The sequence below is a fragment of the Nocardioides sp. F233 genome (assembly GCF_057813895.1).
In genome coordinates this window covers 219,713-238,603 of sequence record NZ_JBVASH010000003.1, presented here as the reverse complement: position 1 = coordinate 238,603, position 18,891 = coordinate 219,713, and the positions used below count along the sequence as shown (strand labels likewise).

The following is an 18,891-nucleotide window of genomic DNA, read 5'->3' as shown; positions in this document are numbered from 1 at the left end:
CTCACTCGTCCCCGGGGACGCCGTACGACGGCGCGACGGTGGGGTCCAGCCCGCGGGTGACGTAGTCGTCGCGCTGGGGCAGCCAGACCCCGAGCAGCTCGCGGAGCTGGCCGATCGGGTCGTCGCTCCAGTCGACGCGCAGGTCCGTGACCCGCCAGGCGACGTCGCGGACGACGGACAGGCCGGCCGAGCGGACCGGTCCGGCCTCGCCGCCGGCGGCCAGGCCGGCCTCAAGCGCGACGAGCAACCGCTCCTCGAGCTCGCCGGTGGCGGTCGTGAACGCCGCGGCGACGGCGTCCACGACCGCGGTGCCGGCCAGCAGGTTGCCGGCCGCCACCACGTCGGGCGCAACGACGTGGTGGTGGACCCCGAGCGATCCGGTGCCGCTGAACGCAGCGCCGGCGCCGTCCGGGGAGAGCACGGTGAGCTGACGGTGCTCGATGTGCTCGCGACCGTCGGTGACCTTCGCCAGCGCGGCCTCGGCGTCGAGACCGCTCTCGAGGGCGTCGAGGAGCTCGGCGCCCAGGCGCGGGTCGGTGATGTTCTGCGAGGACGCACCACCCACGCCGGGGCGCAGGTGGATGCACCGCGCGGCGACGGCCGGGCTGGAGGAGGTGACGGCGATGCCGACGGCGCCCTTGCCGTCGGTCGCGAGGACGGAGAAGGTCACTCGGAGATCACCGCGATCGCGTCGACCTCGACCAGCCACTCCGGGCGGGCGAGGGCGGAGACGACGATGCCGGTCGAGATCGGGTGGACACCCTTGGTCCAGCGGCCGATGGTCCGGTAGACGGTCTCGCGGTAGCGCGGGTCGACGATGTAGATGGTGAGCTTGACCAGGTGCTCCATGCGGGCCCCGGCCTCCTCGAGCAGCATCGTGATGTTGGCCATCGCCTGCTCGGTCTGCGCCTCGACGTCGCCGATGCCGACGGACTCGCTGGTGTCGAGGTTCTGTCCGATCTGACCGCGGACGTACACCGTGTTGCCCGCGACGACGGCCTGGCACAGGTCGTTGTCGAGGTTCTGCTCCGGGTAGGTGACGCTGGTGTTGAACGGACGGATGCGGGTGTGGCCGCCGACGACGATGCTCATGGAGCCAGTCCACCGGAGATCCGAGCCATGTGTCCAACAGATCTTTCCGAACTCTTGCATCTGCCCGCTCGATGACTCGTCGGCCATTGCATCTGTTCAGTCGATGCAGAAGGCCGACAACATCTGTTGGACAGCGGTAGTCACCGGCCCGGAGGATCGAGACATGACGAACGAACAGATCGAGGTCCTCGTCGTCGGCGCCGGTCAGGCCGGTGTGGCGATGAGTGAGCACCTGAGCGACAACGGCGTTCCGCACCTCGTGCTCGAGCGCGAGCGGATCGCCGAGCGCTGGCGCACCATGCGGTGGGACTCGCTCGTCGCGAACGGCCCGGCCTGGCACGACCGCTTCCCCGGCCTGGAGTTCCAGGACGTGGCCGCGGACGAGTTCGCCACCAAGGACCAGGTCGCCGGCTACTTCGAGGCGTACGCCGAGAAGATCAACGCCCCCATCCGGACCGGCGTCGAGGTCACCTCAGTCACCCGGCACGAGGGCCGCCCCGGCTTCCGCGTCGAGACCTCCGAGGGCGTCATCGACGCGCGCTACGTGGTCGCCGCGACCGGCCCCTTCCAGAAGCCGGTCTACCCGCCGATCGTGCCCGACGGCGCCGTCGAGCTGCAGATGCACTCCAGCAGCTACCGCAACCCCGACCAGCTCCCCGAGGGCGCGGTCCTGGTGGTCGGCGCCGGCTCGTCCGGCGTACAGATCGCCGACGAGCTGCAGCGCTCGGGCCGTCAGGTCTTCCTCTCCGTCGGCCCGCACGACCGTCCCCCGCGCAGCTACCGCGGTCGCGACTTCTGCTGGTGGCTCGGCGTGCTGGGCCTGTGGGACCTCGAGACCCCCGCCGCCGGTGCCGAGCACGTCACGATCGCCGTCAGCGGCGCCCGCGGCGGCCACACCATCGACTTCCGGGCCCTCGAGGCGACCGGCATCCAGCTCGTCGGCATGACCGACACGTACGACGCCGGCACGCTCACCTTCCGCGAGGACCTCGCCGAGAACGTCGCGAACGGCGACGCCAACTACCTCGCGCTGCTCGACGCCGCCGACGAGTACGTCGCCCGCCACGGCATCGACCTGCCCGAGGAGCCGGAGGCCCGCGTCCTCGGCGCCGACCCGCAGGCCGTCACCACGCCGCTGCTCGCCCTCGACCTGGCCGCCGCCGGGGTCACCACGGTGATCTGGGCGACCGGCTTCGCGACCGACTACAGCTGGCTGCAGGTCGACGCGCTCGACGAGAACGGCCGCCCGGCCCACCGCCGCGGCGTCTCCACCGAGCCCGGCGTCTACTTCGTCGGCCTCCCCTGGCTCTCGCGCCGCGGCTCCAGCTTCATCTGGGGCGTGTGGCACGACGCCAAGCACATCGCGGGACACATCGCCATCCAGCGCAGCTACGCGGCGTACGACCGCGCAGCGCGCGGCTGATCAACGGCGCTCAGCCGCACCGAGCCGAAGGCCCGGGCCCCGGAGGGGTCCGGGCCTTCGGCATCTCCACCGGCGGTTGAGGTGAGAGGCGCCCCGGCGCCGAGCCTCGAAACCCCCGGAACACGACACAAGAACGCCGGCCCTCTCACCCACGCACAGCAACCCGGAGGTTGCGAGGCTCCTCGCTGGCGCTCGTCACACCTCAACCACCGGGCGAGAAAAGCACCGCACCCCGGCCTCACGAGGAGACCGGGGTGCGGCTGTGTGCCCAGCCGGCGTGTTTGCGCCTCAGGCCAGCTGGGTGACCTCGCGCCGGAACGGCACCTCGTCGTTCGACGGCAGGACGGCGTCGAACTCCTCGGCCGCACGGCGTCCCGACCACACCGCCGCGGCGATGGTGCCCGGGGCCCAGGCGTCGCCGATGCCGCGCACGGAGGCGATCTCGCCGGCGTCGCGGCGGGCGACGAGGTCGAGGTAGAGCTCCTCCTTGGGCAGGCGGGCGGTGACCATGACGACGGCGTCGCAGTCGAGGTCGCGCTCGAGGCCGGTGTAGGTCTCACGGACGGTCACGCCGCCCGTACCGACCGCCACGACGGCGTGGTCGAGCACCCGGGTGATGCCGTTCTCGATGATCCGGCGCTGGACCCGGTTGATCTCGAAGGTGTTGTTGGTCCACGACGAGACCTGCGGCGCGGGCGTGACGATCGAGACGTCGTAGCCCTTCTGCGCGAGCAGCTCCGCGACGACGCCGCCGAGGTAGTAGTGGTCGTCGTCGTACACGACGACCTTCTTGCCGTCGGGCAGGCGGCCGGCGAACAGGTCGTCCGGTCCGAGCACCTGGGCGCCCTCGGCGATCGGCATCGGCGTGGTGTGGAAGCGCGCGACGCCGTCGGTGCGCCAGGTGGCGCCAGTGGCGGTGATGACGTGCTCGAACCCGAACTCGACGATGTCCTCGCCGCTCATCGGGCTCTCGCGGTAGATCTCGACGTTGGGGAGCTCGGCGAGGACGGCCTCGCGGTACTCCTTCACCCGGCCCCACGCCGACAGGCCCGGCAGCGCGGACTCCTGCGTCACGCGGCCGCCGAGGTCGCGGCCGGCCTCGGCGAGCACGACGTCGTAGCCGCGTACGCCGAGCGCACGGGCCGCCTCGAGGCCGGACGGGCCGGCGCCGACGACGAGGATGCGCGCGTCGCTCTCCTTGGCGCGGATCTTCTCGGGGTGCCAGCCGCGGCGCCACTCCTCACCCATGCTGGGGTTCTGGGTGCAGCGGATCGGCGACATGGTGAGGTCGCCGGACACGCAGATGTTGCAGCCGATGCACTCGCGGATCAGGTTCAGCCTGCCGTCGCGGATCTTGTTCGGGAGGAACGGGTCGGCGATCGAGGGGCGGGCGGCACCGATCAGGTCGAGGATGCCGGCCTTGACCTGGCGCACCATCGCGTCGGGCGAGGTGAACCGGCCGACGCCGACGACGGGCTTGGTGGTGAGCTTCTTGAGCCCGGCGACGAACTCCTCCTGGCGGCCCTCCGGCGCGAACCGCGAGGTGACCGAGTCGCCCTCCCAGCTGCCCATCGCGAAGTCCCACAGGTCCGGGAGCTCGCCGAGCTCGCGCAGCACGCCCTCGATGTCCTCGCGGGTGATGCCGCCGTCGATCTCCTCCTCGACCGTGATCCGGCAGGCCACGGCGGCGCGGCCGGCGACCTCGTCGATCGTGTCCTCGAGCAGCTCCTTCAGCAGCCGCATCCGGTTCTCGAGCGAGCCGCCGTACTCGTCCGTGCGGTTGTTGTACCGGCGCGAGAGGAAGTGGTGCGGGGCGCCGTAGCCGTGGGCGCCGTAGACGTAGACGACGTCGTAGCCCGCCTCCAGCGAGCGGCGTACGGCGTTGCGGTGCCAGCGCCGCAGGTCGTCGATGTCCTGCGTGGTCATCGCGCGGGCCTGGACCGGCGCGATGGTGTCGGGCGCGACCGGGAGGTGCTGCGGCCCGAGCGGGGTCTCGCGGCTGAGCTGGTTCGGCGCGTTCATGCCGTTGTGGGCCAGCTCGATGCCGGCGAGGCCGCCGCCCTCGTGGATCGCGTCGGCGATCCGCTTGAGCGCGGGCAGGTCCTGGTCGTCCCAGATCCGCAGCTCGATGAACGGCGCGATGTCGGAGGTCGCGTGGATCTCGACCTGCTCGGTGCACACCACCGACCAGCCACCCTCGGCCTTGATCTTGCGCATCGAGGCCTGGGCGCTCGGGTCGCGGTAGCCCATGCCGTTGCAGTGGGGCACCTGGTAGAAGCGGTTCTTCGTGGTGACCGGCCCGATCTGCACGGGCTCGAAGAGGATGTCGTACGGCGACGTCATCGGACGGATTCCTTGATCTGGTTGTCGGGGTTGTCGGTGCTGCCGGGGGCACTGCCGGCCCGCACGGAGCGGCCGCACACGTAGCCGATGGCACCGAGGGCGGCGATCACGGCGAGGGTGCCCAGGGTGAAGGCCTCGAAGGTCCCCTGGGAGACGCCCCAGTAGTCCTTGAACGGGTAGTCGAGGCCGAAGACGCGCTCGAGGGCGCCGGGGAAGACGGCGACCCAGGAGCCGAGCACGATCCAGGCGAAGGCCAGCCAGCCGAGCAGCGCGAAGCCGCGGTCGGAGACCGGCACCCGGAACGGGCGCTCGACGTCGGGGTACATCCGGCGCAGCTTGATCGCGGCGGGGATGACGAAGAGGTAGGCGAGCAGGAAGGTGGAGATCGAGATCGTCAGCACCACGCCGAAGATCGCGCCGCCCGTGCCGGAGACGATCATCGCGGCGAGCATGAAGACGGTGGCGGTCGCGCCCGAGAGCATGTTGACGCGCACCGGGGTGCCCAGGCCGGGGTGGAAGCGGCCGAAGTATCCACCGAAGAACGAACCGTCCGCAGCGGTCATCGCCTGCATCCGGTCGGAGATGATCATCCACGCCGAGCCCTGGCTCATCAGCACGTAGACCACGACGATCGCGGTGATCTTGAGCATCGGGCCGGCCGCGTCGCCGTACACGGAGAACACGGTCTTCACGGCGTCCAGGAAGCCGCCGATGCCGGTGATGTCGTCCTTGGGCACCACCAGCAGGATCGAGAGGATCGGCACCAGGTAGCAGAACGCCGCGGTCGCGCAGGAGCGGGCGATCGAGACGGGTACGTCGCGGCCCGGGTTCTCCATCTCGCCGGCAGCGCTGTTGCCCGACTCGAAGCCGAGGTAGGCGAACAGCAGGATCGGGACCGAGCCGAACAGGCCGAGCAGGGTGGGGCTGAAGTCGCCGGCGCCGAGGCCCTCGACACCGTGCTGCACGGCGTAGATCGCCGTGGTCACCACGAACAGGACCAGCACGCCGATCTTGAGCACGGCACCGCTGGTCGGCAGCCACTTGCCCTTCTGCAGGCTCACGACGGCCGCGAGCACGGTGATCCAGATGAAGACGAACTTGAAGACGTAGTCGGCGAAGGAGCCTGCCGGCAGCGGGGTGATGTAGGTGCTCACCGTCTCGGCAGCCAGGAACGACATCGAGCCGCCGACCCACACCGGCTGGGTGACCCAGTTGAGCAGCGAGGCGACCGCCGCGGCCGGGCGGCCGAAGGCGTCGCGGACCCAGGTGTACGCACCGCCCTCCTCGCTGAAGGCGGCACCCGTCTCGGCGAAGATCAGGCCGTAGGGCACGAGGAAGAACACGGCGAGCACGAGCGCCCACGTGAACGCCTCGGCGCCGTACGTCGAGACCTGGCCGAGCGTCTCGAGGCCGACGACGGCGGCGATGAGCAGGAAGATGATGTCGAAGCGGCCGAGCGTGCGGTGCAGCAGTGCCTGCTGCTCGGCGGCGAGCTCCGTGGGGCGAACGGTGTCTGACATGGGTGCTCCAGGATTCAGTGGTTGATCCAGACGGTCTTCAGACCGACGTACTTGTCGAGGGCGTGCAGCGAGAGGTCGCGGCCGAACCCGGAGCCCTTGAACCCCCCGAACGGGGTCCAGGCGCTGAAGGCGTCCACGCCGTTGACCGTGACGGTCCCGGCATGGATCCGCTCGGCCAGCCGGTGGGCGCGGCCGAGGTTGCTGGTGGCGACGGAGGCGGCGAGGCCGTACGCCGTGTCGTTGGCGAGCGTGACCGCCTCGTCCTCGGTGTCGAACGGCGAGATCGCGAGCACCGGCCCGAACACCTCCTCGCGAGCGAGGGTCGACGCCGGGTCGACTCCGTCGAAGACGGTCGGCTGCACGTAGCAGTCGCTGCCGTCGCGGGTGAGCCGCTCGCCGCCGGTGACCAGGCGGGCGGAGGTCGTCCGCGCCTCGTCGACGAACTGCATGATCCGGTCGGTCTGCTCGGGCGAGACGATCGCGCCCATCCCGGCGGCGGGGTCGAGCGGGTCGCCGGGGGCGTACGCCGCCGCCTCGGCCGCGACCAGCGACACGAACTCGTCGTGCACCTCACGCTGGACGAGGACGCGGGAGTGCGCCGAGCACACCGCGCCCTGGTTGAACCAGATGCCGAAGGCGGTCTGCTTCGCGGTGGCCGCGAGGTCCTCGGCGTCGGCGAAGACGAGGTGGGGGCTCTTGCCGCCGCACTCGAGCCAGACCTGCTTGAGGTTGGACTGGCCGGCGTACTGCAGGAAGTAGGCGCCGACCTCGGTCGAGCCGGTGAACGCGAGGACGTCGACGTCCGGGTGCAGGCCGAGGGCCTTGCCGGTGGTCTCGCCCAGGCCGGGGACGACGTTGAGGACGCCGTCGGGGATGCCGGCCTCGGCGGCGAGCTCGGCGATCCGCAGCGCGGAGGACGGCGACTGCTCGGCGGGCTTGAGGACGACGCTGTTGCCCGCGGCCATCGCCGGGGCGACCTTCCAGGCGAGCATGTCGACCGGGTAGTTCCACGGCACGACCGCACCGACGACGCCGAGCGGCACCCGGCGGATCAGGCCGAGGGTGCCCGGCGGGGTCGGGGCGACCTCGTCGTTGATCTTGTCGATCGCCTCGGCGTAGTAGCGGAACAGGTTGACCGAGAACGGCACGTCGAGCTCGTGGGCGTCGACGACCCGCTTGCCCATGTCGAGGGAGTCGAGGACGGCCAGCTCGGCAGCGTGGTCGGCCAACAGGTCGGCGAAGCGGAGCATCCGCTCGCGACGGAAGGACACCCCGGCGCGGCTCCAGACCCCGGAGTCGAAGGCGGCCCGGGCCGCACGCACGGCGCGGTCGACGCCCTCGGCGCCGGCGTCGCTGACCTCGGCGAGCAGGGCGCCCGTGGCCGGGTTGCGGTTCTCGAAGGTGGCCGTGTCGGCGTCGACGAAGCCGCCACCGACGAACGGGCGGGTCGGGAGGACGACCTTGGCGGCCTCGGCGAGCCAGTCCTGGTGAGTGCGCACGCGGGATCCTTTCTTTGCGCTTCGGCGCAAATATGACTCGGGTCACCCACTGCTGTCAACGACGCGCCGGAAATCGGGCAGGGCGCTACGGTGGTCGCCATGGCACGACGCAAGGACCAGGCGGCCCGCCGCGAGCACCTCATCGCGGCGACGCTGACGGTGATCGCCCGGCACGGCCTGAGCGGCGTCACGATGAAGAACATCGCCGAGGAGGCCGGCATCTCGCCGCGCCTGGTCGCGTACTACTACCCCGAGCTCGACGGGCTCGTCGAGGCCGCCCACCAGGCCGCGACCGACCGCTACTACTGGTCGCGCCAGCAGGTCGTCGCGGGCGACCTCTCCCCCGTCGAGAAGCTGGCCCGGTTGATGCATTCCGGCCTACCCCGCGGCGAGGACCTGCTGCTCAGCCAGGTGCTCGACGAGATCTCGGTCAGCGCCAGCCGCAGTCCGATGCACGCCACCTTGATGACCCTGCTGTTCGACCGCGAGGTCTCGCTCTACACCGCGGTGCTCGAGGTCGGGCGCGCCACCGGCGTGTTCACCCTGGCCGACGACGCCGACGCGATCGCCCGCAACTTCGTGGCACTCGAGGACGCCTTCGGCCTGCACCTGCTGGCCCACAACTCATCACTGACCCTCGAGCGGGCCGAGCAGCAGCTGGCGAGCTACGCGTTGGCCGCGACCGGCGTCCGGGTCACGCCGGCGCGTCCCGACCTGCCGACCAGCGCAAAGAAAGCCTAGGAGCTTCGCCTGCGGCGGATCTCCTCGTTGATCGCGGGGACGACCTCGTGCAGGTCGCCGATGACGGCGTAGTGGGCCTTGGCGACCATCGGCGCGTCCGGGTCGGTGTTGATGGCCAGGATCGTCTTCGCGCTCGCACAGCCCGCCCAGTGCTGGATCGCGCCCGAGATGCCGCAGGCGACGTACAGGTCCGGTGAGATCCGGCTCCCGGTCTGACCGACCTGCTCGTGGTGGGGTCGCCAACCGAGGCTGGTGACCACGCGCGAGACGCCGAGCGCGCCGTCGAGGAGGTCGACCAGCTCGAGCAGGTCACCGAACCCGTCGGCGCTGCCGGCACCGCGACCGGCACCGACGACCACCCGGGCCGACTTCAGGCCGCCGGAGAGGTCCTGCTGCGCGGGCTCGGCCGACACCACGCGAGCCACCAGGTCGGCAGGAGCGACCTCGGGCGCCGTCGTGACCACGCGTCCGTCGCCCGGCGTCGCGGCGGGCGTCGCCTCCACGGCGTGCCCGGCGACGGTGAAGATCGCCGGCCGCTCGCCCAGGACCATGTCCTCGAGCGCGGCTCCGCCGACCACCTGCCGGGTCACCGTGAAGGGCGCCAGGCCGTCGAACGCCACCACGTTGGCCGCCATCGCCACGCCGGCGCGGGCGGCCAGGTGGGCCAGCACCTCCATGCCGCGCGGCGTCCCGGCGGCGGTCACCACCACGGACCCGACGGTCTCGCGCACCGACTGAACAGCGCTGGCCCAGGCCGCACCGCCGTAGGCACTGAACGCATCGCCCGTGGCGTGGTGCACGTCGCGCACGCCGTACGTCGCCAGCTGGGCGGCCAGCTCCTCCACCGGGCACGGCAGGGCGCCGACGACCACCGCGTCGACGGGTACGCCGCCGCCCGCAGCGGACAGGTCCCGAGCGAAGGACAGCGTCTCGCGGGACACCTCGACGGCGCCGGTCGCGTCGGTCTCGACCAGGACGAGGATCATCGCGCCACCACGCCCAGCTGCTCGAACAGGTCGACCACCGCCGCGGCCGCGTCGGCGCCCTTGCCGAGCACCTGGACCTCGCTCGGCTGCGGCGGCGGCAGCCGGAGCCGGCGGCGGTTCGGGCCGACCGGGTCGGTCGCGGGCGTGCGCTGCTCGATCTCGACCTTCTTCGCCTTCATCCGCCCGGGCACCGTGGGGTAGCGCGGCTCGACGCCGCCCTCCAGCACGGTGACCACCGCGGGCAGCGGGACCCGGTAGGTCTCCCTGCCGTCGGGACCCTTGACGCCGGCGACCACGTGACCGTCCTCGACGATGACCGTCGCCGCCCCGTTGACCACCGGACGCCCGAGCTCGTGGGCGAGCCGGATCCCGACCTGGAAGTCGCCGGTGTCCGCCGCGTCGTTGCCGAGCAGCACCAGGTCGTGCCGCCGCCCGGCGCCCTCGTGGTCCCGGACCACGGCGGCGATCTCGCGGGCGACGTCGGCGGGGCCGAAGGCGCCAGGATCGGCCTCGACGTGGGTGGCCGCGGTGCAGCCGACCGCGAGCGCCGAGCGCAGCTGGTCGACCGACTCGGCCCCGCCCAGGGTCAGCACCGAGGCGCTGCCTCCCGTCGCGGCGGCGGTCTGCACGGCGAGCTCGATCGCGCACTCCTCGTGGTTGCTCAGCGTGAAGCCGGCGTACCGCCCGTCGACCGACTGCTCGTCCTCGGTCAGGACCACCTCGCCGGTGGAGTCCACGACCCGCTTCACGCAGACCAGGACGTCGAGTGCCTCACTCATCGGATGCGCTCGTTCTGCGGGTCGAGGAGCGCGGTGGCGTCGACCGAGGCGACCGTGACCGGGTACAGCTCCTCCATGTACGACACCGCGAGCTGGTTGCCCAGGACGGCCTGGTCGGGCGGGAGGTAGGCCAGCAGCACGTGCTTGCCGAGCGAGGGCGCGGAGCCGGCGCTCGTGACGTAGGGGTGGTGCCCGTGCCCGTCGGTGAGCGTGCCGCCCTCGCGGGTCAGGACCGGCTCGCCGCCGAGCATGTAGCGCTTGGTCCCCGAGGCGGAGGTGTGGTCGTCGACGGTCATCGTGCAGAGCACCGTCGCCGGTGCCTGCTCACGCTGGGCCAGGTAGGCCTCCTTGCCGACGAAGTCGGCGGCCTTGACCTTGGGTCGCTGCATCCCGGCCTCGACGATGCTCCGTTCCGAGTCGAGCTCGTAGCCGTAGGCGCGGTAGCCCTTCTCGATCCGGCCGGTCGTGCCGTAGACGCCGATGCCGACGGGTACGGCGCCGTGCGGCGCCCCGGCCTCGAGCAGCGCGTCCCAGAGCCGGGCCGCGTCCTCCATGGCGACGTAGAGCTCCCAGCCCAGCTCGCCGACGTACGAGATCCGCGAGGCGAGCACCGCGACGCCCGCGACGGTGATCTCGCGACAGCTCAGGAACCCGAAGCCCTCGTCGGAGACGTCGTCGGAGGTCAGCGACGCGAGGACGTCGCGCGCCCGCGGGCCCCACAGCCCGATCGTCGAGACCTGGTCGGTGACGTCGACCAGCGTGGTGCCGGGATCGGTGACCTGGTCGCCGAACGTCTTGCGGTCCGCCATGCCGTGCGCGCCGCCGGTGACCACCCGGAAGTGCTCCTCCCCCAGGCGCATCACGGTGAGGTCGGACAGGAAGCCGCCGGCTGCGTTGAGGACCGGGGTGTAGATCACCTTGCCGACCGCGACGTCGCACTGGGCCACGCAGGTGCGCTGCACGGTGTCGAGCGCACCCGGCCCGGTGATGTCGAAGACCGCGAAGGCGGACAGGTCCACCACGCCGGCGGCCTCGCGCATGCGCAGGTGCTCGGCGTTGATGATCGGGCTCCACCAACGGGCGTCCCACTCGTGCTCGCGCGGCATCACCGCGTCGCCGTACACCTCCAGGAGCGGGGCGTTCGACTCGTACCAGTGCGGACGCTCCCAGCCGGCGGTCTCGAAGAAGAAGGCGCCGAGCTTCTTCTGCGCGTCGTGCATCGGTGCGAGCCGCTGGTCGCGGTCCGACTCGTACTGCTCGGCCGGGTGCACGATGCCGTAGGTCTTGATGAACGACTCGGTCGTGCGCAGCCGCGTGTGCTCGCGGCGCATCTGGTGGGCGTGGAAGCGGGCGATGTCGCTGTGGTGGACGTCGATCTCGGACCAGCCCTGCGTCATCCACTCGGCGACCGCTCGACCGACGCCGGGGCCTTCCTTGATCCACACCGCCGACGCGGTCCACAGCCCCTTGACCTGGCTCTCCCCCAGGATCGGCGCACCGTCGCAGGTCAGCGACAGCAGTCCGTTGATCGCGTAGCGCATCTCCGCGCCCTCGGCGCCGAGCAGCTCGGGCATCAGCTCGTAGGCCTGCTCGAGCTGCGGGTCGAAGTCCTCGGAGGTGAAGGGCAGCTCGGTCGGCGACAGCTTCGACTGCTCGATCGAGGGGATGTCCTCGGGCTCGTGCAGGATCGCGCGGTGGGCGTAGGAGCCGACCTCCATGTCGGCGCCGTGCTGGCGCTCGTAGCAGAAGGTGTCCATGTCGCGGATGATCGGGAAGGAGATCTCACCCTCGCGCTCGGCCAGCTGCGGGCACGGGCCGACGCTGATCATCTGGTGCACGGCCGGGGTGAGCGGGATGCTGATGCCGGCCATGTCGCCCAGCTTGGGGCTCCACACGCCCGCGGCGATCACGACGTGGGTGGTCTCGATGTCACCGCCGTCGGTGCGCACCCGGACGATCCGGCGGTGACCGTCGGCCCCCTCCTCGGTGTCCATCCCGATCACCTCGACCGTCGGGACGACGGTGAGCTCGCCGGTCGCGAGCGCCGCCTCGCGCATGATGGTGCCGGCCCGCAGCGAGTCGACCACGCCGACGCTCGGCGTCCAGAACGCCCCGATGAACTGGTCGGTCTCGATGAAGGGCACCTTCTCCTTCACGAACTCCGGGCTCACCAGCTCCGCCTCGATCCCCCAGGCCTTCGCGCTCGACATCCGCCGCCGCAGCTCCTCCATGCGCTCCTCGGTGCGCGCGATCTCGAAGCCGCCGGACTGCGTGAAGACGCCCATCTCCTGGTACTGCCGCACCGAGTCGAGCGTGAGGTCGGTGATCTCGCGGGAGTGGTCGACGGGGAAGATGAAGTTCGACGCATGCCCGGTGGAGCCGCCCGGGTTGGGCAGCGCCCCCTTGTCGATCTGCACGATGTCGCGCCAGCCCAGGCGCGCGAGGTGGTGCACCAGGCTGTTGCCGACGATGCCCGCGCCGATCACGACGACGCCGGCCGAGGTGGGAACGGTGGCCATGGGGACTCCTTGGAAGAGTGAGCCGATGAGTTGCGTATTGCGCAACTGAATGCGCAATGCGAGACAGATCCAGAATCGCCTGCGCCCGGCCGGGTGTCAATGCCCAGCCGGGCGCAGGATCGTCGGGTCGCGGGTCAGCGCGCGGTCACTGGAGCCAGGCGTCGACCTTGTCCTGGTTGTCGGCGATCCACTTGTCCGCGGCCTCCTCGGGCTTCAGCTTGTCCTCGGCGATGTACTTGGCGACCTGGTTCTGGTCGTCGTTGGTCCACTTGAAGTTCGTCACCAGGTCGACGCCCGGGCCGCCCTCCTTCTGCCACGAGGTGGAGACGACCTTCTTCAGCTCCGTCTCCGGGTAGTCGCAGGCGACCTTGGCCGGGACGTCCTGGCAACCGTCCTCGTACGGCGGCAGCGCCACCTTCTCGAGTGGGACCTCGGCGAAGAGCCACTGCGGCTCGTAGAAGTAGCCGATCAGGAACTCCTTGTTCTTCTCGGCCTGCTGGAAGGCGGTGATGCTGGCCGCCTCACTCCCGGAGAAGACCACCTTGAAGTCCAGCTTCAGGTTGCTGATGATCGCCTCGTCGAACTGGACGTACGACGGGTCCGCGCCCAGGAACTGGCCCTTGCCTCCCGACTCGGAGGTCGCGAACTCCTTGGCGTACTCGTTGAGGTTCTTCCACTCCAGGATGTCGGGGTGCTCCTTGGCGAGCCACGGCGGGACGTACCAGCCGATGATGCCGATGTTGCCGTTCGGGCCGAGGTCCGTGGCGCTGCCGTCGCCCTGGTCGGCGAAGAACTTCTTCTCGAGGTCGGGGTGGCCCCAGTCCTCGATCACGACGTCGACGTCGCCGGTGCCGAAGCCCTGCCAGGACACGTCCTCCTTGAGCTCCTTGTAGTTGACCTTGCAGCCGAGCTGCTGGCTCGCCACCCGGCCCACGACGTAGCTGCTGGCCTCGTCGCCGACCCACGGGTTGACCGCGATGTTGAGCTCGCCGCAGTCACCGGCGCCGCCGGCCTTGGACTCGTTGGCCTTGGTCTGCTCGTCGATCGTGCCGCCGCCACAGGCGGCGAGCAGGATCGCCACGGACGCCGCAACCGAGGTGAGGCCGGTCGCCCTCCAACTGATGTGTCGCACTCTTTCTCCTTGGTTGTCGTGTCGGACGTGTTGCAGGCTGTGTGCGCTACCGGGCGGCTGGGGCGCCGGAGCGGTGCGCGGCCGCCCGGGCGATCCGGTCGACCATGATCCCGAGCAGGACGATGCTGATGCCGGCGGCCGCTCCCTTGCCCCACTCCTCCGACCGCGCGAAGCCGAGCACGACGTCGTACCCCAGGGCGCCGGCGCCGACCAGGCCGCCGATGACGGCCATGGCCAGGACGTAGAGCAGGCCCTGGTTGGCAGCGAGCACCAGGGAGGGGCGGGCCATCGGGAGCTGCACCTTGACGATCTCCTGCCACCGGGTCGACCCGGTGGACCGCCCCGCCTCGATCGTCGACGGGGACACGGCGCGTACCCCGTCGGCCACCAGCTTGATCGCGACGGGCGCCGCGTAGACCACGCCGGCGACGATGGCCGTGAACCGGGTCGGGCCGAACAGCGCCAGCACCGGGATCAGGTAGACGAACGGTGGGATGGTCTGCCCGGCATCCAGGGTCGGGCGGAGCACGACGTCGACGGCCCGGCTGCGCGCCATCGCGACGCCGAGGACCACGGCCAGCAGCATCACGAGCACGGTGCCGACCAGCGTCATGTTGAGGGTCACCATCGCGTCGTGCCAGAGACCGAAGTAGAGCAGGCCGCCGATGCAGACCACGGTCGGCACGAGCGCCCGGATCCCACCGACGACCACGGCCAGCGCGAGGAGCGCGCCTGCAGCCAGCCACCACGGCGACTCGGACAGCAGCGACTGGAGCGGGTCGAGGAGCACGGCGCTGACCAGGTCCTTGAAGCCCTGGGTGAAGCCCCGGAAGGTGTCGGTGAACCACACGAAGAAGCTGTCGACGCCGTCGGCGACATTCGGCGTCCAGCCGGGGTCGGAGAACTCGGCCGCCCACGGGTAGGTTCGCGAGAGGTAGACCGCGACCACCACCGGCACCGCCGCCCCGGCCAGGACGATCCGCCGCAGCCGCAGGTCCAGGCCGCCGCGCGCTGCGATCTCGGAGTACTCGCTGGCCGCGGTCGTCGACCGGTCGAGCATCACCGCCATCACCACGATGAGCGCACCCGGGACGAAGGCGCCGCCGACGTCGTTCTTGACCAGCGCGTCCAGCACCGGCTGGCCCAGGCCAGGGCCGTCGACGTACGACGCGATCGTGGCCATCGACAGCGCCGCCATGATCGTCTGGTTGAGCCCCACGACGATGGTCTTGCGGGCCATCGGCAGCTGCACCTTGGTGAGCCGCTGCCACCAGGTCTGGCCGGCCGAGTCGGTCGCCTCGATCGTCGTCGTGGACACGTTGCGGATGCCGTGGCCGGCGATCCGGATGATCGGCGGCAGCGCGTAGACCAGCGTGCAGACGACCGCGCCCGCGGCCCCGATGCCGAAGAACAGCACGATCGGCAGCAGGTAGACGAAGGTCGGCATCGTCTGGAAGACGTCCAGCACCGTGTTGGTCACGGCGTTGACGGCGCGGTTGCCCGTGCCGACCAGGACCGCGAGCGGCATCCCGATCAGCACCGAGACGCCGACCGCGACGAAGGTGACGATCAGCAGGTCGATGGCGTCGGACCAGTAGCCGAACACGCCGAAGGAGACGAACGACAGCGCCACCAGCACCGCGATCCGCCAGCCGGCGACGGCCAGTCCCACCCAGGTCGCGACGGCGGCCACGCCCAGCCAACCGACCTGGGGCACCGGACGTGGGAAGTCGGGGACGGACACCAGCCGCTGGAACCAGTCGACCACCGAGGTGAACCAGGCGCCGATGTCGTAGGTGAACTGGATGACCGGGTTGTGGGCGCGGCCGGCCAGCACGTCGTCCCGGAAGCCCCCGAGCGCGGTCTGGACGTCGGTGTGCTCGCGGCCGGCCGGCGTCAGGGTGTGCGTGCCCTTGGTCAGCGCCCACACGACCACCCAGAGCACCACCACGCCGAGCACCCAGGCCCACCGGGGGACGTTGCCGACGTTGCGGCCGCTCCGCCTCGGATCCGGGGTCGGCGGCGCAGCGGCCGGCGGGGTGAGGGTGGCACTCACTGGTGGGCCTCTTCCTCCGCGACCACGACCCGCAGGATCGCGTCGTCGTCCACGATCCCGATGACGCGATCGCCGTCGACCACGCGGACGGGGTGCTCGGAGGCCAGGGCCGCCTTCGCCGCCTGCCGCACGATGGTGTCGCACGACATCACCGGCCCGTCCATCGAGTCGTCGGGCCGCGGCTCGCGCATCACCCACTTGAGGGTGAGCACGTGGGAGCGGGGCACCTCGGAGACGAAGTCCCGCACGTAGTCGTCGACCGGCGCTCCCACGACCTCGTCCGGTGCGCCGATCTGCACGATCTCGCCGTCGCGCATGATCAGGATCCGGTCGCCGAGCTTGAGCGCCTCCTGCAGGTCGTGGGTGATGAAGACCATCGTCTTGCGCAGGTCGCGGTGCAGCCGGATCACCTCGTTCTGCATGTCCCGGCGGATCAGCGGGTCGAGCGCGGAGAAGGGCTCGTCGAACAGCAGGATGCTCGGGTCGCCCGCGAGTGCGCGGGCCAGGCCGACGCGCTGCTGCATGCCGCCGGAGAGCTGGTCGGGGTAGGAGTGCGAGAAGCCGTCGAGCCCGACGAGGGACACGACCTCCTCCGCCTTGGCCCGGCGCTCCTTCTTCTTCATGCCGCGGATCTCGAGCCCGTAGGCGATGTTGTCGATCACCTGGCGGTGCGGCAGCAGCCCGAAGTGCTGGAAGACCATCGAGACCCGGTTGCGGCGCAGGTCGCGCAGCTGGGCGTCGGAGGCGGTCGTGACGTCGATCCCGTCGATCTCCACCGACCCGGCGGTCGGCTCGATCAACCGGGTCAGGCAGCGGACCAGGGTCGACTTCCCCGACCCGGACAGGCCCATCACGACGAAGACCTCGCCCGGTGCCACTTCGAACGACACGTCCTTGACGCCCGCCACGCAGCCCGTCTTCGCCTTCAGCTCGGCGCGCGAGAGCTGCGCGTCCGGCGTACCGATGATCCGGTCGGCGCGGGGGCCGAAGATCTTCCACAGGTTGCGCACCGACAGCGCGCTCTCGGCGGACGTCACGGTTGCGGAGTCCTTCTCGGTCGCCACGCTCATCTGTGCTCCTCACGGTTGCGGCTGTCGCTGGGTGGATGGAGTGGCATGTCGTCGCGGTAGCGGTAGTAGGGCACGTCGAGCGCCGGCAGCGGCGTGTTGCCCGCGATCAGGTCCGCGGCCTTCTCGGCCACCATCATCACCGGCGCGTAGATGTTGCCGTTGGTGACGTACGGGAACACCGAGGCATCGACGACCCGCAGGCCCTCGGTGCCGTGGACCCGCATCGAGGTCGGGTCGACCACCGACATCTCGTCGATGCCCATCTTCGCCGTGCAGGAGGGGTGCAGTGCCGTCTCGGCGTCGGCCCGCACCCAGTCGAGGATCTCGTCATCGGTCGCCACCGACGGGCCCGGCGACAGCTCGCCGTCGTTGTACGGCGCGAAGGCGGGCTGGTTGAGGATGTCGCGGGCCACCCGCACCGCCTCGACCCACTCCTTGCGGTCGGTCGGCGTGGAGAGGTAGTTGAACTGCATGCTCGGGTGGACCCGCGGGTCCCTGCTCCTGATCCGTACCCAGCCGCGGGTGTCGGCGTACATCGGGCCGATGTGGACCTGGTAGCCGTGGGCGCCCTTCTCGAGGTTCTCCGGTGCCGAGCCGTCGTACCGGATCGCGATGGGCAGGAAGTGGAACATCAGGTTCGGGTAGTCGACCTCGTCGTTGCTGCGGCAGAAGCCGCCGCCCTCGAAGTGGTTCGTCGCGCCGAGGCCGCTGCGGTGGAAGAGCCACTGGTAGCCGATGCGGGGCCGCTCGCGCAGGCGCAGGCCGGGCGCGATCGAGACCGGCTGCTTCGACGCGTACTGGATGTAGACCTCGAGGTGGTCCTGGAGGTTCTCCCCCACGCCGGGCAGGTGGTGGACGACGGGGATCCCGTGCTGGCGCAGCAGCGCCTCGTCACCGATCCCGGAGAGCTGGAGGAGCTGCGGGGTGTTGATCGCGCCGCCGCACAGGATGACCTCGCCGGCGCGCGTGGTGTGCGTACGCCGGGCCTGCGTGTAGTCCACGCCCACGGCCCGCTTGCCCTCGAAGTTGACCGACGTGACGAACGCGTAGGTCTTGACGGTGAGGTTGCTGCGGCTCCTGACCGGGTGCAGGTAGGCCCGCGCCGCCGACCACCGACGGCCGCGGTAGACGTTGCGGTCGAAGCGGGCGAAGCCCTCCTGGCGGTAGCCGTTCACGTCGTCGGTGAGCGGGTAGCCCGCCTCCTGCGCGGCCGCGAAGAAGGCGGCGAAGAGCGGGTTCTTCGCCGGGCCCTGCTCGAGCCGGAGCGGACCGTCCCCGCCACGCCAGTCGTCGGCGCCGACGCTCCCGTCGACGAGGTAGCGGGTCTCCATCCGCTTGAAGTAGGGCAGGCAGTGCAGGTAGTCCCAGGTCTCCATGCCCGGGTCGCGCGACCAGCGCTCGTAGTCCATCGGGTTGCCCCGCTGGAAGATCATCCCGTTGATGCTGCTCGACCCGCCCAGGACCTTGCCCCGGGCGTGGAAGACCCGCCGGCCGCCCATGTGCGGCTCGGGATCGGTCTCGTACTTCCAGTCGTAGAGCCGGTTGCCGATCGGGATCGGCAGGGCCGCCGGCATGTGGATGAACGGATCGATCCGGTAGTCGGAGCGCCCGGCCTCCAGCACCAGCACCGTGGTGCCCGGGTCGGCGGAGAGCCGGTTGGCCAGGGCACACCCCGCGGAGCCTCCGCCCACGATCACGTAGTCGTACCGCTCCGCACCCATCTGTGCCCCG

Annotated in this window: 14 protein-coding genes; 2 read left to right on the top strand and 12 right to left on the bottom strand. The window is 70.8% G+C overall.

Annotation, left to right across the window (positions count from 1 at the left end):
* Window position 1 precedes the first annotated feature (1 nt).
* Together ACZYRU_RS12445 and ACZYRU_RS12440 are read right to left on the bottom strand one after the other, a co-directional pair.
* Window positions 2-670, bottom strand: a complete 669-nt coding sequence (locus tag ACZYRU_RS12445) for a DUF1028 domain-containing protein (protein WP_488957417.1) — start codon at window positions 668-670, stop codon at window positions 2-4.
* Complete coding sequence (locus ACZYRU_RS12440; RefSeq protein WP_488957416.1) at window positions 667-1,092, bottom strand: RidA family protein; 426 nt, start codon at window positions 1,090-1,092, stop codon at window positions 667-669. The genes ACZYRU_RS12445 and ACZYRU_RS12440 overlap by 4 nt, the downstream gene beginning before the upstream one ends.
* 163 nt (window positions 1,093-1,255) lie before the next feature.
* Between ACZYRU_RS12440 and ACZYRU_RS12435 the strand changes: the two genes are divergently transcribed.
* A complete protein-coding gene (locus ACZYRU_RS12435) occupies window positions 1,256-2,515 on the top strand; it encodes a flavin-containing monooxygenase (RefSeq protein ID WP_488957415.1) in 1,260 nt (419 codons plus the stop codon).
* 288 nt (window positions 2,516-2,803) lie between these two features.
* On the opposite strand, the gene ACZYRU_RS12430 is transcribed toward ACZYRU_RS12435, so the two are convergent.
* The 3 genes from ACZYRU_RS12430 to ACZYRU_RS12420 are packed head-to-tail and all read right to left on the bottom strand — an operon-like array spanning window position 2,804 to window position 7,877.
* Window positions 2,804-4,858: an oxidoreductase gene (locus ACZYRU_RS12430; RefSeq protein ID WP_488957414.1), complete on the bottom strand. Its 2,055-nt coding sequence runs from the start codon at window positions 4,856-4,858 to the stop codon at window positions 2,804-2,806.
* Window positions 4,855-6,378, bottom strand: a complete 1,524-nt coding sequence (locus tag ACZYRU_RS12425; RefSeq protein ID WP_488957413.1) for an APC family permease — start codon at window positions 6,376-6,378, stop codon at window positions 4,855-4,857. The genes ACZYRU_RS12430 and ACZYRU_RS12425 overlap by 4 nt, the downstream gene beginning before the upstream one ends.
* A 14-nt stretch (window positions 6,379-6,392) precedes the next feature.
* Complete coding sequence (locus ACZYRU_RS12420) at window positions 6,393-7,877, bottom strand: aldehyde dehydrogenase (RefSeq protein WP_488957412.1); 1,485 nt, start codon at window positions 7,875-7,877, stop codon at window positions 6,393-6,395.
* 99 nt (window positions 7,878-7,976) lie between these two features.
* Here ACZYRU_RS12420 and ACZYRU_RS12415 point away from each other — a divergent pair, with 99 nt between their 5' ends.
* Window positions 7,977-8,618: a TetR/AcrR family transcriptional regulator gene (locus ACZYRU_RS12415; protein ID WP_488957411.1), complete on the top strand. Its 642-nt coding sequence runs from the start codon at window positions 7,977-7,979 to the stop codon at window positions 8,616-8,618.
* On the opposite strand, the gene ACZYRU_RS12410 is transcribed toward ACZYRU_RS12415, so the two are convergent.
* The 7 genes from ACZYRU_RS12410 to betA all read right to left on the bottom strand — a co-directional run bounded on the left by ACZYRU_RS12410 (window position 8,615) and on the right by betA (window position 18,881).
* Window positions 8,615-9,604 (bottom strand): electron transfer flavoprotein subunit alpha/FixB family protein, encoded by a 990-nt coding sequence (locus tag ACZYRU_RS12410; protein WP_488957410.1) that lies wholly within the window; start codon window positions 9,602-9,604, stop codon window positions 8,615-8,617. The genes ACZYRU_RS12415 and ACZYRU_RS12410 overlap by 4 nt on opposite strands.
* Window positions 9,601-10,383 (bottom strand): electron transfer flavoprotein subunit beta/FixA family protein, encoded by a 783-nt coding sequence (locus ACZYRU_RS12405; RefSeq protein ID WP_488957409.1) that lies wholly within the window; start codon window positions 10,381-10,383, stop codon window positions 9,601-9,603. The genes ACZYRU_RS12410 and ACZYRU_RS12405 overlap by 4 nt, the downstream gene beginning before the upstream one ends.
* Window positions 10,380-12,902 (bottom strand): GcvT family protein, encoded by a 2,523-nt coding sequence (locus tag ACZYRU_RS12400; RefSeq protein WP_488957408.1) that lies wholly within the window; start codon window positions 12,900-12,902, stop codon window positions 10,380-10,382. The genes ACZYRU_RS12405 and ACZYRU_RS12400 overlap by 4 nt, the downstream gene beginning before the upstream one ends.
* A gap of 145 nt (window positions 12,903-13,047) precedes the next feature.
* Window positions 13,048-14,034, bottom strand: a complete 987-nt coding sequence (locus ACZYRU_RS12395; protein WP_488957407.1) for an ABC transporter substrate-binding protein — start codon at window positions 14,032-14,034, stop codon at window positions 13,048-13,050.
* Window positions 14,035-14,080: 46 nt separating this feature from the next.
* Window positions 14,081-16,090 (bottom strand): ABC transporter permease, encoded by a 2,010-nt coding sequence (locus ACZYRU_RS12390; protein WP_488957406.1) that lies wholly within the window; start codon window positions 16,088-16,090, stop codon window positions 14,081-14,083.
* Window positions 16,087-17,160 (bottom strand): quaternary amine ABC transporter ATP-binding protein, encoded by a 1,074-nt coding sequence (locus ACZYRU_RS12385; RefSeq protein WP_488957405.1) that lies wholly within the window; start codon window positions 17,158-17,160, stop codon window positions 16,087-16,089. The genes ACZYRU_RS12390 and ACZYRU_RS12385 overlap by 4 nt, the downstream gene beginning before the upstream one ends.
* Window positions 17,157-18,881, bottom strand: coding sequence for a choline dehydrogenase (betA, locus tag ACZYRU_RS12380; protein WP_488957404.1), 1,725 nt, complete (start codon window positions 18,879-18,881; stop codon window positions 17,157-17,159). The genes ACZYRU_RS12385 and betA overlap by 4 nt, the downstream gene beginning before the upstream one ends.
* Window positions 18,882-18,891: the final 10 nt, after the last annotated feature.

Excerpts from the sequence above, each read along its gene's own strand:
- ACZYRU_RS12440 (WP_488957416.1), bottom strand. The coding sequence starts at position 1,092 with ATGAGCATCGTCGTCGGCGGCCACACCCGCATCCGTCCGTTCAACACC.
- ACZYRU_RS12435 (WP_488957415.1), top strand. The coding sequence starts at position 1,256 with ATGACGAACGAACAGATCGAGGTCCTCGTCGTCGGCGCCGGTCAGGCC.
- ACZYRU_RS12430 (WP_488957414.1), bottom strand. The coding sequence starts at position 4,858 with ATGACGTCGCCGTACGACATCCTCTTCGAGCCCGTGCAGATCGGGCCG.
- ACZYRU_RS12425 (WP_488957413.1), bottom strand. The coding sequence starts at position 6,378 with ATGTCAGACACCGTTCGCCCCACGGAGCTCGCCGCCGAGCAGCAGGCA.
- ACZYRU_RS12415 (WP_488957411.1), top strand. The coding sequence starts at position 7,977 with ATGGCACGACGCAAGGACCAGGCGGCCCGCCGCGAGCACCTCATCGCG.
- ACZYRU_RS12410 (WP_488957410.1), bottom strand. The coding sequence starts at position 9,604 with ATGATCCTCGTCCTGGTCGAGACCGACGCGACCGGCGCCGTCGAGGTG.
- ACZYRU_RS12405 (WP_488957409.1), bottom strand. The coding sequence starts at position 10,383 with ATGAGTGAGGCACTCGACGTCCTGGTCTGCGTGAAGCGGGTCGTGGAC.
- ACZYRU_RS12400 (WP_488957408.1), bottom strand. The coding sequence starts at position 12,902 with ATGGCCACCGTTCCCACCTCGGCCGGCGTCGTCGTGATCGGCGCGGGC.
- ACZYRU_RS12385 (WP_488957405.1), bottom strand. The coding sequence starts at position 17,160 with ATGAGCGTGGCGACCGAGAAGGACTCCGCAACCGTGACGTCCGCCGAG.
- betA (WP_488957404.1), bottom strand. The coding sequence starts at position 18,881 with ATGGGTGCGGAGCGGTACGACTACGTGATCGTGGGCGGAGGCTCCGCG.